Below are 13,353 nucleotides of genomic sequence, written 5' to 3'. Positions count from 1 at the left end.
TCAGAGCAGGATCAGATGATCGGGCAACTCGTTGCGATTGTCGGCGCGTGGCGGAAAATGGCGGGCGAGAACCTCTCCGCACAGACGGATGGCGGCGGCAAAGCCATCGACGGGTCGGTCGGCGCGCAGTTCGCGGGTCAGGACCGCGACGGCCTGAGCCCAGGCGTCCTCATCCACCTTGGCGTAGATGCCTTCATCGGCGATCAGTTCGACCTGATGTTCGTCCGTGGCCGCGAAGATCAGCACGCCCGTGCGCTCGCGCGTGACATGGACGCCTTGGGCCATGAACTGCTGCAAGGCCGCCTCCCTGACGCGGCCGCGCCTGACGCCGGCGGGCGTCACCAGACGGCGCAAGGCCGGGATACGGGTCAGTAGAAAGACAGCAACGAAGACGACGGCCTGCGACAGGGCATAAAGGCCCAAGGCCTGCGCCGTCGTGGCGTCCTGCGCGGCCTGGTGGGCCGCCTCCCAGCCATCGCTAGGCCAGCGAAGATCCAGCACGAACGGAACGAAGACGATCGGGGTCAAAAGCGCCATCGCCGCCGCCCAGGCCAGGCTGACGTCCACGTAGGTCGAGACCCGTCGCGCGACGACGCAAAAGATTTCGCCCGATGTCTGACGCTCGGCCGCCGCTATGGCTTCGGCGATGCGGGTGCGGTCGTTGTCCGTGATCTGCATCACCATCCCCCCGAGGCGCCGCCGCCGCCGAAACTGCCGCCGCCGCCGCCGAACCCGCCGCCGCCGAACCCGCCCCCGCCGAAGCCGCCGCCGCCGCCCCAACCGCCGCCGCCTCTGCCGGAGTTCCGCAGCGCCTCTGACGCCGCCCACAGCAGGACTGAGCTGACATTGCTGCGTCGTCCGCGCCCGGACCGCATGGCGATCAAGAAGATGAACAGGAAAAGCCCGGCGATGATGACCAGCGGAATGATGGATTCGCCTTTGGTGTCGGCTTGCTCGGCCGCGGCGGCCTGGGCGCGCGCCTGCGCCTCCGCCGGGTCGAGCGACAACTGAGCGATCAGGGCGTCCACGCCCTTGATCACGCCCGCCTGATAATCGCCGTCGCGGAAGGACGGCAGGATGTCGTTGCGAATGACCTGGGACGAGAAGGCGTCGGTCAGAATGGGCTCCAGCCCATAGCCGACCTCGACGCGGACCTTGCGTTCATTCGGCGCGACGATCAGCAGGGCGCCGTTGTCGTTTTCCTTCTGACCGATGCCCCAGGCGCGACCCAGCTGATAGCCGTAGTCCTCGATCTCCTGATCCTGCAGGCTGTTGACCGTCACGACGACCAGCTGGTCGGTGGAACTGGCTTCCAGCGCCGCGAGCTTTTCAGTCAGGGCCTGTTCCGTCGCCGGATCGAGCAGATTGGCCTGATCGACCACGCGGCCGGTCAGGGGCGGGTAGTCAATCTTGCTCTGCGCCGCCGCCGGCAGGACCAGCAGCAAGGCGATGACAAGGCCAAAAAGGAGGGCGGCGACGCCCGGCGAACGCCGCGCCGCCGCTTGAAGGTTCGTCACTGGGCGGGCGGGGTCGCGCCCGGCGCCACGGCCGGCGCGCCGCCGCCGCCGGGCGCCGACGCGTTGGCGGGCGGGGCGTTCAGGTTGAAGTTGACTTGCGGCGCCGACTGGGCGGCGGCGGTGGCGGTGAACAGCTGCATCGGCTGCGACCCGCCATGCAGGGTCTTGGCCCAGATCACCTGCGGGAAGGTGCGCAGGGTGGTGTTGTAGTCGCGAACGGCTTCATTGTAGTCGCGGCGCGCGATCTGGATGCGGTTTTCAGTCCCTTCCAGTTGCGACTGCAGGGTCAGGAAGTTCTGGTTGGCCTGCAGTTGCGGATAGGCTTCGACCGTCACCAGCAGGCGCGACAGGGCGCCGGACAACTGGCCCTGGGCCTCCTGATACTGCTGGAAGGCCTGCGGATTATCGAGGTCGTCGGCCGAGACATTGACAGAGGTAGCGCGGGCGCGGGCGTTGATGACGTCCGTCAGGGTGGTGCGTTCCTGGATCGCGGCGCCTTGAACCGTCGCGACCAGATTGGGGATCAGGTCGGCGCGGCGCTGATACTGGCTCTGCACATCGGCCCAGGCCGCCTCCGCGCGTTCCTGCTTGGTCGGAATGGTGTTGTAGCCGCAGCCCGCCACGGCGGGGACGATCATCAGAGCGCCGGTCAGAGCGACGGCGCGAGCGTTGAAGCGGACCATGACATCTCCCGTTCGGCGATAGCGCCGTTGAGCGGGACTATTCACCGGCCCAATGAATGCATCAAGCGTCCAATGGCTCCGGTTGGATATTGTTGAGGCGGCAGGCGGCCGAATAGGTGTTGGCCAACAAACAGGCGATGGTCATGGGGCCGACGCCGCCCGGCACCGGGGTGATGTGACCTGCGACCTCGACCGCCTCCTTGAAAGCGACGTCGCCGACGACGCGGGTCTTGCCCTCGGCGGCCTTGACGGGATCAGCCGAGGGGACGCGGTTGATGCCCACGTCGATGACGGTCGCGCCCGGTTTGATCCAGTCGCCCTTGATCATCTCGGGCCGACCGACAGCGGCGACCAGAATGTCGGCGCGGCGGCAGACGTCGGGCAGGTCCCGCGTGCGCGAATGGGCGACGGTGACCGTGCAGCTTTCGCCGAGCAGCAGTTGCGCCATCGGTTTGCCGACGATGTTGGAACGGCCGACGATGACGGCGTTCAGGCCCGACAGATCGCCAAGTTGACCCTTCAGCAGCATCAGACAGCCCAGCGGGGTGCAGGGGACCAGACCCGGCAGGCCGACGGCCAGACGACCGGCGTTCACGACGTGAAAGCCGTCCACATCCTTGTCCGGCGAAATGGCGTCCAGAACCACCGTCGCGTCGATGTGGGCGGGCAGGGGCAGTTGGACCAAGATGCCGTGGATGCCGGCATCCGCATTCAACTGGGCGATCAGGGCCAGCAGTTCATCCTGGCGGGTCGAATCGGCCAGGCGGTGGGTGTCGGAGCGCATGCCGGCGCGCAGCGTCGTCTCACCCTTGTTGCGGACGTAAATCTGGCTGGCCGGATCCTCGCCGACGATGACGACGGCCAGACCGGGTTTTACGCCGTGCGCGGCTTCCAGCCGGGCGACGGCCGCGCCGACGCGGTCCACCAGGGCGGCCGAGAAGGCCTTGCCGTCGATCAGGGTCGCACGCGTGGATTGGGCCGACATGGCAGCTCCGTCTGGCGGGAAATCAGGATGGCGGCGATTTACAGCCGTCACGGTTCGGCGTCTATGATCCGCAGTCCATGCTGGAGGAATTCATGAACCGTCCGTCGCTCGCCGCCGCTGTCAGCACCCTGGCCCTGTTGTGGGCGGTCGCGCCGGCCGTGGCCCAGGACGCGCAGTCGCTGCGCATCGGCGCCAATGTGACCGGCGCCCTGACGGACGGCGACGCCAAGGCGGCGGATGACGAATATCGCTACGACGACTATCGGTTCGAGGCGCGGGCGGGGCAGCGGCTGGAAGCCACGCTGAGATCGGACGCTTTCGACGCCTATCTGGAAGTCTACGACGACGGCGCAGCGGGCGAGCCGCTGGCGTCCGACGACGACGGATTGGGGGACGGCACCAATGCGCGGCTGCGGTTCACGCCGGAACAGGCGGGTACCTATGTTCTGAGAGCCCGGACGCTGAGCGGACTGGACGGCGGCGACTATCGTCTGTCGTTGCAGGAACGCCCGGCGCCGCCGCGTGCGCCGCGACCCAGCGGCATTCGTGTCGGGGCGACCCAGAGCGGCGAACTGACGACTCGCGATCCTGAGCAGGAAGACGGCGGCCGCTATGACGCCTACGCCTTCCGCGCCAATGCCGGCGATCGGTTTGTGGTGACGTTGGATTCCGAGGCCTTCGATCCCCTGGTGCGGGTCGGGCGGATGAACGGTCCCGATTTCGTCGAGATCAGTTCGAACGACGATGCGCCCGGCGGCGGGCTGAATTCGCGTCTGACCTTCACGGCGCCGACGGCCGGCGAATATGTGATCCGCGCCACGTCGCTGGAAGACGGGCTGGGTCGCTACGAACTGGGCTTGACAGAGGCGCCGCCCGCGCCGCCGTCAAAGCCCATCGCGATCGGTGACGAGATCAAGGGTGGACTGGACTCGGACAGCGCCACGAACGACGGCGGCCAGCGCGCGGAGACTTATCGCTTCACCGGGACGAACGGCCAGCGCGTGGCCATCGAGATGAAGTCGAGCGACTTCGACGCCTATCTGACGCTTCGCCGTGCTTCGGACGATACCGTTCTGGCGGAGGACGATGACGGCGCCGGCTCGGGCACCGACGCCCGCATCGCCCGCACCTTGGACGCCGACGGTGACTACATCATCGAGGCGCGTGGATTCAGTGACGAGGCCGAGGGCGACTATACGCTGAAGCTGACCGAAACCGCGCCGCCGCCGCCGCCGACCACGGCGACTTTGGGTCAAACCGTGGAGGGCGAGATCACCGACGAGGACCCCCAGGGCGACGATGGCAAACGCTATGACGCCTATGTCTTTGCTGGAACGGAAGGCCAGCGCGTTCAGGCGATCCTGCGGTCCGGCGACTTCGACGCCTATCTGGAGATCGGCAAGGCCGACGGTGAGTTCGAGGCGCTGGCCAGCGATGACGACGGCCTGGCCGAGGGCACGGATTCGCGGCTGAACTTCACCCTGCCTTCGGACGGGAACTATGTGGTCCGCGCCATGCCGCTGGATGCGGAAGGCAAGGGCCTCTATTCGCTGGAGTTGCTGGATCGCGGACCAGAGCCCAAGCCCGGCAGCCTGCTGATCGGATCGACCGTGCGCGGAACCTTGTCGAACAGCGCCGCGCTCAGCGACGAAGGCGCCTTTTTCGACGCCTACCGCTTCCAGGCCAAGAAGGACGAGAAGCTGCGTCTGACGATGGTTTCGAACGCCTTCGACCCCTTCATCGACTTGGGCAAGCAGGATGAGGACGGCGATTTCACCAGCCTGGCCACCGATGACGACAGCCTGTCCGACGCGCACGCCAAGCTGGATTGGACCGCGCCGGACGACGGCTGGTATGTCGTGCGCGCTCGCGCCTATGGACCCAATCAGATGGGCGCCTATGCCCTGACGGTCGAGCGCCAACCGGCCGGCGCATCGACCTCGGCCCGCGATGATGCGCCCGCCGCGACGGCGCCCAAGTCGGGCACGTGACCGACCTATGAGGTTGCCAAGCGCGGCAAGCGGCGTGTAGAGAGCCGCCTCCTGTTGGGGAGTAGCTTCCGGCGTTCGTCGTCGGGATCGCGTCAACATACTCGCGCTTCGGCGCGTGGCGCGATCAGCGGAACCACCGCCTAGCGAGACCAGCGTGTCCTGACGCCGCGACCGGCCGGTGCAGGACCGCTGTCACGCGTCCGGTCGAGTGCTGTTTCATGACCCCAGGCGCCATCGCCATTCTCTCGCTCAGCATGTCCACGGACGCCTTTGCAGCCGCCGTCGGACGCGGGGCGTCGCATCGACCCGCCGTCAAGGACGCCGTCAAGGCTGGACTAGTCTTCGGCGTGATCGAGGCGATCACCCCCCTGATCGGCTGGGGACTGGGCATCATCGCCGCCGGCCTGGTCGAGAAGGTGGATCACTGGATCGCCTTCACCCTGCTGCTGATCGTCGGCGGCAAGATGATCTGGGAAGGCGTTCAACCTCGCGGCGCGGAGGATGATGAGGCGCCGCGCCGGTCCGGCCCGTGGGCGCTTGTGGCGACGGCGGTCGGAACCAGCATCGACGCTGCAGCCGTGGGCGTGGGGCTGGCCTTCATCGGGGCCAATATCTGGGTGATCGCCGCCTCGATCGGCTTCACCACCTTTGTGTTGACGACCATCGGCATGCTGATCGGCAAGGCCGTGGGCACGCGCTTCGGCAAGACGGCCGAGATCATCGGCGGCGTGGCCCTGATCGGTCTGGGCACGGCCATCCTGCTGGAACACTTGGGCGTTCTCGGCGGCTGAGCCCGATCAGGCCGAAGGCAGCAGGTCCTCCGCAAAGGTCCGGTAACGACCGGCGCGCACGGCGTCGGTCGCTCGGGCGATGTCCGGAGCGAAATAGTGGTCGCTGGCGTAGGGGGCGGCGGCTTCGCGGACGATGGCGAACACCTGTTCCAGCGCCGGCGAGCTGGTGAGCGGCCGATGGAACTCCAGTCCCTGCGCCGCCGCCAGGAGCTCGATGCCGACCACCGTCGCCGTGTTCTCGGCCATGTCCAGCAGGCGGCGGGCGCCGTGGGTGGCCATGCTGACATGGTCTTCCTGATTGGCGCTGGTCGGCACGGTGTCGACGCTGCACGGATGAGCGACCATGCGGTTCTCGGCGATCAGTGCCGCGGCTGTCACCTGGGCGATCATGAAGCCGGAGTTCAGCCCGCTTTCCTTGACCAGGAAGGCCGGCAGTTCGCTCACCTTGGGATCGACCAGGATTGATGTGCGGCGTTCGGAGATATTGCCGATCTCGCACAGAGCCATGGCGATCTGATCGGCAGCGAAAGCAACGGGTTCGGCGTGGAAGTTGCCGCCCGAAATGACGTCGCCATCCTCGATGAAGACCAGCGGATTGTCGGTCACGGCGTTCGCCTCGCGCGCAAGCGTGGCGGCGGCGCTGGTCAACACATCAAGGACCGCGCCCATGACCTGGGGCTGGCAGCGCAGGGAGTAGGGGTCTTGGACCTTGGAGCAGTCGTCGCGGTGGCTGTCGCGGATGGCGGACCCCGCCATCAGCTCGCGCAGGCGGGCGGCGACGGCGATCTGGCCCGGTTGGCCGCGCAGGGCGTGAATGCGATGATCGAACGGCGCGTCGGATCCTTTCAAGGCATCGACCGACAAGGCCCCGGCGGCGATCCCGGCGGCGAACGCCGCCTCGGCCGCGAACAGACCGGCAAGGGCCAGCGCCGTCGAACACTGGGTGCCGTTCAGCAGGGCCAGGCCTTCCTTAGGGCCGAGCGTGAGCGGCGTCAGACCGACCTTGGCTAGAGCCGCTTCGGCCTCCAAGGTCTCGCCGTTCAGCCGCGCCTCGCCCACGCCGATCAGGACGCAGGACATATGGGCCAGCGGCGCCAGGTCGCCCGAGGCGCCGACCGATCCCTTAGACGGAATGCAGGGCAGGATGTCCGCGTTGACCAGAGCAATCAGGGCCTCCAGCGTCTCACGCCGAACGCCGGAGGCGCCACGCGACAGGCTGGCGATCTTCAGCACCATCAGAAGACGCGTCACCGAATCCGGCAGCAGCGGCCCGACCCCGCAGGCGTGGCTGAGAACCAGATTGCGCTGCAGCGTCTCCAGATCTTCCGGCGCGATGGAGGTGTTGGCCAGCAGGCCGAAGCCGGTGTTGACGCCATAGACGGTGCGTCCCTCGGCCACGATGGCGGCGATGGTCGCTGCGCTCTTCTCAACATCAGTCCAGGCGGCAGGTGTGACGGAGACGGTCACAGGGCCATCCAGCACGGCGCGCAGTTGGGAGAGGGTGAGGGGCGATTGGCCGATAGTCAGGGTCGTCATGGCTCAGGCCTTCAGGCTCGGCAGGTTCAGTTCGTGCTCACGAGCCGCCGCGCGGGCGATCTCGTAGCCGGCGTCTGCGTGACGCATGACGCCGGTGGCGGGGTCGTTCCACAGCACCCGTCCAAGCCGTTTGGCGGCCTCCGGCGTGCCGTCGGCGACGATGACGACGCCGGAATGCTGGGAATAGCCCATGCCGACGCCGCCGCCGTGGTGCAGCGACACCCAGCTGGCGCCCGAGGCCGTGTTCAGCAGGGCGTTCAGCAGCGGCCAGTCGGATACGGCGTCCGATCCATCCATCATGGCCTCGGTCTCTCGGTTCGGGCTGGCGACCGACCCGCTATCCAGATGATCGCGGCCGATGACGATAGGGCCGGACAATTCGCCCGACGCCACCATGTCGTTGAACATCAAGCCGGCGCAGTGGCGATCACCCAATCCGATCCAGCAGATGCGGGCTGGAAGTCCCTGAAAAGCAATGCGCTCGCCCGCCATGTCGAGCCAGCGATGCAAACCCGGATTGTCGGGGAACAGGCGCTTCATCGCCGCGTCTGTCTTTCTGATATCTTCCGGATCGCCGGTCAGGGCCGCCCAGCGGAACGGGCCGATGCCCCGACAGAACAGCGGGCGGATGTAGGCAGGCACGAAGCCGGGGAAGTCGAACGCGTTCGTCACGCCCGCGTCAAAGGCGACCTGACGAATGTTGTTGCCATAGTCGGTGGTCGGCACGCCCATCGCCTGGAAGTCCAGCATGGCCTTCACATGAGCGACGATGGAGGTGCGCGCGGCGGCGGCGACGCTGTCGGGATCGCTGACGCGCTTGTCTTCCCACTCCGCGAACGTCCAGCCCGAGGGCAGGTAGCCGTTGATCAGATCGTGCGCGCTGGTCTGGTCGGTGACCAAATCGGGCCGGATGCCGCGTCGGACCATTTCAGGCATCAGATCGGCTGCATTGCCCAACAGGCCGATCGACAACGGTTTTTTGTCCCGGAACGATTGCTCCAGCAGCGCAAGGGCCTCGTCCAGGGTTTCGGCCATGACATCGACGTAGCGCGTCCGCAGACGGAACTCGATGCGGCTGCGTTGGCATTCGATCGTGATGCAGGATGCGCCCGCCATGGTCGCGGCCAGAGGCTGGGCCCCGCCCATGCCGCCCAGGCCTGCGGTCAGGATCCATTTGCCCGACCAGTCGCCGCCGTAGTGCTGGCGGCCCGCCTCCATGAAGGTCTCGTAGGTGCCCTGAACGATGCCCTGGGTGCCGATGTAGATCCAAGACCCGGCGGTCATCTGGCCATACATGGCCAGGCCCTTGCGATCGAGTTCGTTGAAATGCTCCCAGGTCGCCCACTTTGGCACCAGGTTGGAGTTGGCGATCAGCACGCGCGGGGCGTCGGAATGGGTGCGGAAGACGCCGACCGGCTTGCCGGATTGAACCAGCAGGGTCTCGTCGGCCTCCAGCGCCTGCAGGCTTTCCACGATTCTGTCGAACGCCGCCCAATCCCGCGCCGCCTTGCCGATGCCGCCATAGACGACGAGGTCCTGGGGCCGCTCGGCGACCTCGGGGTCCAGGTTGTTCATCAGCATCCGCATGGCCGCTTCGGCGGCCCAGGTCTTGGCGGTCTTTTCCGGGCCGCGCGGGCTGCGGACGATCCGGGCGTTGGGCGTGTTCATCGTTGGCTCTCGGCGAAGGCGATGCAGGCGGTCAGGACGCGGCGCAGATGGCCGCGCATCGGCTCGGCGCGGTCCGGCTCATAGGGGCTGGGCCAGTTTTCTGGCGACACCGGTCCGGCCGGATCGAGAATGTAGCCCCGGTCCGCCAACTCCATTTGAATGGCGTGAACACCTGCGTCGGGTTGGCCGTAGTGGCGCGTGGTCCAGCCGCCCTTGAAGCGGCCGTTGACGACGACACTGTCGCCGCTGATCACACAGGCTTTTTCGACAGCCTGCGTCAGCTCGCCGGCGCAGGTGGCGCCGTCGTTGTCGCCGATGTTGAACTGAGGCAGTTCGCCCTCGAAAAGGCGCGGCACGACGGACCGGATGGAATGGGCGTCGTAGAGCACGACCGGACCTCGGCTGCGCAGTCGCTCTAGCTGGGCTTGCAGGGCGGCGTGATAGGGATCGAACCAAGTCGCGCGTCGCTCGGCGATTTCGGCCGCGTCGGGTTCTTGGTCTGGGCGATACAGCGGCTCGCCGTCGAAGGTTTCGGTCGGACACAGGCCGGTCGTGGTCATGCCGGGATAGAGTGAGACGCCCGACGGATCGCGATTCACGTCGATGACACTGCGCGACACGCCCGTTCGCACCAGGGTCGCGCCCATGTCGATCGCGAAGTCGTACAGCCGATCCACCCACCAGTCTGCGTCCTTGCGGGCCAGCCAGGATGAGGTCATCCGCGCCTCGATGGCGGGCGGAATGTCGGTCCCCGTGTGCGGCAGGCCGATCACCAGCGGCGCCGAACCTTCGTGGATGGTCAGCCAGTCCTGCATCCGTTCGGCCTCCCTCGCCAAATCGATCCACCGTGGTATGTCTAGACATATTGATCGTAACGACACGGACCTGTCCAGTGACCCTTCAGCCGCAGCCTGTGGATCGCACCCTCTGGTTCGAGGCGGCCTTGTTGCCGGACGGCTGGGGGCGCGGCGTCCGCATCGGCATCGCAGGCGGGCGGATCGTCAGTCTTGAAACAGACGTTGCGCGCAGCCCGGCGGACGAGGGGGGCGGTGTCGCCCTGCCTGGCGTCGCCAATGTCCACAGCCACGCCTTTCAGCGCGCCATGGCGGGCCTGACCGAAGCGCGCGGGCCTTCAGACGACGACTTCTGGACGTGGCGCGAGTTAATGTACCGCTTCCTTGATCGGGGCGGGCCGGAAGAGATCGAGGCCATCACCGCCCTGGCCTTCATGGAAATGCTGGAGGGCGGCTTCACCCGCGTCGCCGAGTTCCATTATCTGCACAACGACCCGTCAGGCGCGGCCTATTCGCACCGGGCCGAGATCGCTGCGCGGATCGTGGCGGCGGCGCAGGCGACGGGCATCGCCCTGACCCTGCTGCCGGTCTTCTACGCCCATGCCGGGTTCGGCGGACAACCGCCGGCGCATGGACAGCGGCGCTTCATCAACGATCTGGACGGTTTCGTCGATCTGGTCGAGCGATGCCGGACCCTGACCGCCGATCTGCCCGACGCTGTGGTCGGGGTGGCGCCGCACAGCTTGCGCGCCGTCAGCCCGGATCAGCTGAGGGCAATGCCTGCGCTGGCGGGCGATGGGCCGATCCATATCCATGTCGCCGAACAGACCAAGGAGGTCGCGGACTGCCTGGCCTGGTCTAGCGCTCGGCCGGTCGAATGGCTCTTGGCCAATGCGCCGGTCGATCAGCGCTGGTGCCTGATCCACTCCACCCATGTGACCGAGACCGAGTGGCAGGGCGTCGTCGCGCGCGGCGCCGTCGTCGGTCTGTGCCCGATCACGGAGGCCAATCTGGGCGACGGCGTCTTCCCGGCGGTCGATTTCACGCGCGCCAGCGGCCGGTTCGGCATCGGGACCGATTCCAACGTGCAGATCGGCGTCGCAGAGGAACTGCGGATGCTGGAGTACAGCCAGCGTCTTTCGTTGCGCGGCCGAGCCGTCATGGCCGATCCGCAGCGTTCGACGGGGCGCGCCTTGTTCGATCGCGCGTTGGCGGGCGGCGTCCAGGCGACAGGCGCGGCGTCGGGACTGAACGTCGGGGCGTCGGCGGACATCGTATCGCTGGATACAAGCGGCGTCGCCTTTGCGGGACGGTCGGGCGATGCGGTGCTCGACAGCTGGATCTTCGGCGCGCCGACGGGCTCGATCCGTTCGGTTTGGCGAGCGGGGCGGGAGGTCGTGAAAGACGGCCGCCATATCGCCCGAGACGGCATTGTGGCGCGCTATCGCAAGGCCTTATCGGCCGTGTTGGGATGAGCCTGCATCGCCGCATCTACGCCGATCTGGAGGGGCTTATCCTGTCCGGCGAGCTATCGCCCGGAGACCGCATTCCGTTCGAGCATGAGCTGACCGAACGCTACGGTTGTTCGCGCATGACGGTCTCCAAGGCCATCTCGGAACTGGCAGGGCGGGGGCTAGTGACGCGTCGGCGTCGCGCCGGCACCTTCGTCGCCCAGCCCAAGGCCCACGCCGCCGTCCTGGCTATTCCCGACTTGCGGGCCGAAGTGATCGAGCGCGGGCAGGCTTACGGCTATGTCCTGCTGGAGCGGATCGAACGCGAGCCGGACGGTGCGGACGAAATCGAACTGGCGTCGGGTGGTCTTCTGTTGGATCTGACCTGTCTGCACAGCGCCGACGGCGCGCCCCTGGCTTTGGAATATCGGCTCATCGCGCTCGGCGCGGCGCCTCAAGCCATAGACGTCGATTTTCGTACGGTTCCGCCGGGAAGCTGGCTCTTGGACTCCGCGCCCTGGACCGAGGCGGAGAACCGCATCTCGGCCATCGCGGCCGACGCCCGCGCTGCACGCCTGTTGGAACTCAAGCCCGGCGCCGCCTGCCTGTGCGTCGAGCGGCGGACGTGGCGGGACGGGCAGGGGGTGACGCGGGTCTGGCAGACCTTCCCCGGCGACCGCTACGATCTGGTCGCGCGTTTCTCGTCAGCCCATTCACCCGTTTTGGCCAAGGAGCCTCGCCGATGAAGGCCGATCGTCTGCTGATCGATTGCCATGTAGCCACCATGGTCGAGGGACCGGTCCCTTATGGCGCGATTCAGGACGCCGCCGTGGTCGTCGCCGATGGCCGCATCGCCTGGGTGGGACCGCGCGCTGACCTGCCGCCCGTAGAGACGGCTGAAACCGAGCGGCTGGAGGGGCGATGGATCACGCCTGGCCTGATCGACTGCCACACCCATCTGGTGTTCGGCGGAGACCGTTCTGCCGAGTTCGAACAGCGGCTCGGCGGCGCGACCTATGAGGAAATCGCACGCGCCTGCGGTGGCATCGTCTCCTCGGCCAAGGCCACGCGGGCGGCGTCTGAGGACGACCTGTTCGCTTCCGCCATGACGCGGTTGGCGGGGCTGAAGGCCACAGGGGTCACCACCGTCGAGATCAAGTCCGGCTATGGGTTGGACCTTGAGACCGAGCTGAAGATGCTGCGCGTCGCACGCAGGATCGGGCGCGACGGCGGCGTGCGTGTCTGTACCAGCTATCTGGGCCTGCATGCCGTGCCGCCTGAATATCGCGACGACCGGGCCGCCTATGTAGACTTGGCCATCGACCACATCCTGCCCGCCGCCCATGCCGAAGGTCTGGTCGACGCGGTCGACGCCTACTGCGAGCCCATTGCCTTCTCGACCGAAGAAGTGTCGCGTCTTTTCGACAAGGCGCGCGCGCTGGGGCTACCGGTCAAGCTGCACGCCGACCAGTTGTCGAACGGCGGTGGTGCTGCCCTAGCGGCGCGCTATCAGGCTCTGTCCGCCGATCACATCGAACATGCGACCGAGGAAGGCGTCGCCGCCATGGCCGCCGCCGGCGTGGTCGCCGTCCTTTTGCCCGGCGCCTATCTGATGCTGCGCGAGACCCAGGCGCCGCCCATCGATCGACTGCGCCGGCACGGCGTGCCGATGGCCGTCGCCACCGACTGCAACCCCGGCACCTCTCCCATCGCTTCCATGACCGCCGCGCTCAACCTCGCCTGCGTGCAGTTCCGTCTGACGCCGGAAGAGGCTTTGGCCGGCGCAACGCGGGAGGCGGCGCGGGCGCTGGGTCTGTTGGGTGAGATCGGCACTTTGGAAAGTGGCAAAGCCGCTGACTTCGCGATCTGGGACATCTCGCGACCTGCTGAACTGTCTTACTGGCTAGGAAAGCCGATGCTTCTCGGCCAAACATAAT

General features: G+C 67.2%; 12 protein-coding genes and 1 riboswitch. Of the genes, 5 read left to right on the top strand and 7 right to left on the bottom strand.

The window, feature by feature from the left end:
* The 4 genes from AC3WRC_RS10065 to AC3WRC_RS10050 form a co-directional block, all read right to left on the bottom strand.
* Positions 1-678 carry a TPM domain-containing protein gene (locus AC3WRC_RS10065; protein WP_492303742.1) on the bottom strand — a complete coding sequence of 226 codons (678 nt, stop codon included), beginning with the start codon at positions 676-678 and terminating at the stop codon, positions 1-3.
* Entirely contained in the window at positions 678-1,517 is an 840-nt protein-coding gene (locus tag AC3WRC_RS10060) for a TPM domain-containing protein (RefSeq protein ID WP_492303741.1), read from the bottom strand. The genes AC3WRC_RS10065 and AC3WRC_RS10060 overlap by 1 nt, the downstream gene beginning before the upstream one ends.
* Positions 1,514-2,200 carry a LemA family protein gene (locus tag AC3WRC_RS10055; protein WP_492303740.1) on the bottom strand — a complete coding sequence of 229 codons (687 nt, stop codon included), beginning with the start codon at positions 2,198-2,200 and terminating at the stop codon, positions 1,514-1,516. The genes AC3WRC_RS10060 and AC3WRC_RS10055 overlap by 4 nt, the downstream gene beginning before the upstream one ends.
* Positions 2,201-2,261: 61 nt before the next feature.
* Complete coding sequence (locus AC3WRC_RS10050; RefSeq protein ID WP_492303739.1) at positions 2,262-3,185, bottom strand: bifunctional methylenetetrahydrofolate dehydrogenase/methenyltetrahydrofolate cyclohydrolase; 924 nt, start codon at positions 3,183-3,185, stop codon at positions 2,262-2,264.
* 92 nt (positions 3,186-3,277) lie between these two features.
* Here AC3WRC_RS10050 and AC3WRC_RS10045 point away from each other — a divergent pair, with 92 nt between their 5' ends.
* Together AC3WRC_RS10045 and AC3WRC_RS10040 are read left to right on the top strand one after the other, a co-directional pair.
* Positions 3,278-5,176 carry a PPC domain-containing protein gene (locus AC3WRC_RS10045; protein ID WP_492303738.1) on the top strand — a complete coding sequence of 633 codons (1,899 nt, stop codon included), beginning with the start codon at positions 3,278-3,280 and terminating at the stop codon, positions 5,174-5,176.
* 47 nt (positions 5,177-5,223) lie between these two features.
* Positions 5,224-5,367, top strand: a riboswitch (yybP-ykoY riboswitch).
* Positions 5,368-5,394: 27 nt separating this feature from the next.
* The gene (locus AC3WRC_RS10040) at positions 5,395-5,967 is read left to right on the top strand and encodes a manganese efflux pump MntP (RefSeq protein WP_492303737.1); all 573 of its coding nucleotides are present in this window, start codon (positions 5,395-5,397) and stop codon (positions 5,965-5,967) included.
* A 6-nt stretch (positions 5,968-5,973) separates the two neighbouring features.
* Here the strand turns inward: AC3WRC_RS10040 and hutH are convergent, their stop codons facing one another.
* Genes hutH through hutG form a run of 3 tightly spaced genes read right to left on the bottom strand, consistent with a single transcriptional unit; the run spans position 5,974 to position 9,986 of the window.
* Complete coding sequence (gene hutH / locus AC3WRC_RS10035) at positions 5,974-7,503, bottom strand: histidine ammonia-lyase (RefSeq protein WP_492303736.1); 1,530 nt, start codon at positions 7,501-7,503, stop codon at positions 5,974-5,976.
* A gap of 3 nt (positions 7,504-7,506) precedes the next feature.
* A complete protein-coding gene (gene hutU, locus AC3WRC_RS10030; RefSeq protein WP_492303735.1) occupies positions 7,507-9,171 on the bottom strand; it encodes a urocanate hydratase in 1,665 nt (554 codons plus the stop codon).
* A complete protein-coding gene (hutG, locus tag AC3WRC_RS10025) occupies positions 9,168-9,986 on the bottom strand; it encodes an N-formylglutamate deformylase (protein WP_055755209.1) in 819 nt (272 codons plus the stop codon). Before hutG ends, hutU begins: the two co-directional genes overlap by 4 nt.
* A gap of 77 nt (positions 9,987-10,063) precedes the next feature.
* Between hutG and AC3WRC_RS10020 the strand changes: the two genes are divergently transcribed.
* The 3 genes from AC3WRC_RS10020 to hutI are packed head-to-tail and all read left to right on the top strand — an operon-like array spanning position 10,064 to position 13,352.
* Positions 10,064-11,440, top strand: coding sequence for a formimidoylglutamate deiminase (locus AC3WRC_RS10020; protein WP_492303734.1), 1,377 nt, complete (start codon positions 10,064-10,066; stop codon positions 11,438-11,440).
* A complete protein-coding gene (hutC, locus tag AC3WRC_RS10015) occupies positions 11,437-12,162 on the top strand; it encodes a histidine utilization transcriptional repressor HutC (protein WP_492303733.1) in 726 nt (241 codons plus the stop codon). The genes AC3WRC_RS10020 and hutC overlap by 4 nt, the downstream gene beginning before the upstream one ends.
* Positions 12,159-13,352 (top strand): imidazolonepropionase, encoded by a 1,194-nt coding sequence (gene hutI / locus AC3WRC_RS10010; RefSeq protein WP_492303732.1) that lies wholly within the window; start codon positions 12,159-12,161, stop codon positions 13,350-13,352. The genes hutC and hutI overlap by 4 nt, the downstream gene beginning before the upstream one ends.
* Position 13,353 lies beyond the last annotated feature (1 nt).

The sequence above is a fragment of the Brevundimonas sp. EU05-FHT14B07 genome (assembly GCF_058790795.1).
This window is presented reverse-complemented; position numbering and strand designations above follow the sequence as displayed.

Coding starts and splice junctions, on each gene's coding strand:
- AC3WRC_RS10065 (WP_492303742.1), bottom strand. CDS start 678: ATGCAGATCACGGACAACGACCGCACCCGCATCGCCGAAGCCATAGCG.
- hutC (WP_492303733.1), top strand. CDS start 11,437: ATGAGCCTGCATCGCCGCATCTACGCCGATCTGGAGGGGCTTATCCTG.
- hutG (WP_055755209.1), bottom strand. CDS start 9,986: ATGCAGGACTGGCTGACCATCCACGAAGGTTCGGCGCCGCTGGTGATC.
- hutI (WP_492303732.1), top strand. CDS start 12,159: ATGAAGGCCGATCGTCTGCTGATCGATTGCCATGTAGCCACCATGGTC.
- AC3WRC_RS10050 (WP_492303739.1), bottom strand. CDS start 3,185: ATGTCGGCCCAATCCACGCGTGCGACCCTGATCGACGGCAAGGCCTTC.
- hutU (WP_492303735.1), bottom strand. CDS start 9,171: ATGAACACGCCCAACGCCCGGATCGTCCGCAGCCCGCGCGGCCCGGAA.
- AC3WRC_RS10045 (WP_492303738.1), top strand. CDS start 3,278: ATGAACCGTCCGTCGCTCGCCGCCGCTGTCAGCACCCTGGCCCTGTTG.
- hutH (WP_492303736.1), bottom strand. CDS start 7,503: ATGACGACCCTGACTATCGGCCAATCGCCCCTCACCCTCTCCCAACTG.
- AC3WRC_RS10040 (WP_492303737.1), top strand. CDS start 5,395: ATGACCCCAGGCGCCATCGCCATTCTCTCGCTCAGCATGTCCACGGAC.
- AC3WRC_RS10055 (WP_492303740.1), bottom strand. CDS start 2,200: ATGGTCCGCTTCAACGCTCGCGCCGTCGCTCTGACCGGCGCTCTGATG.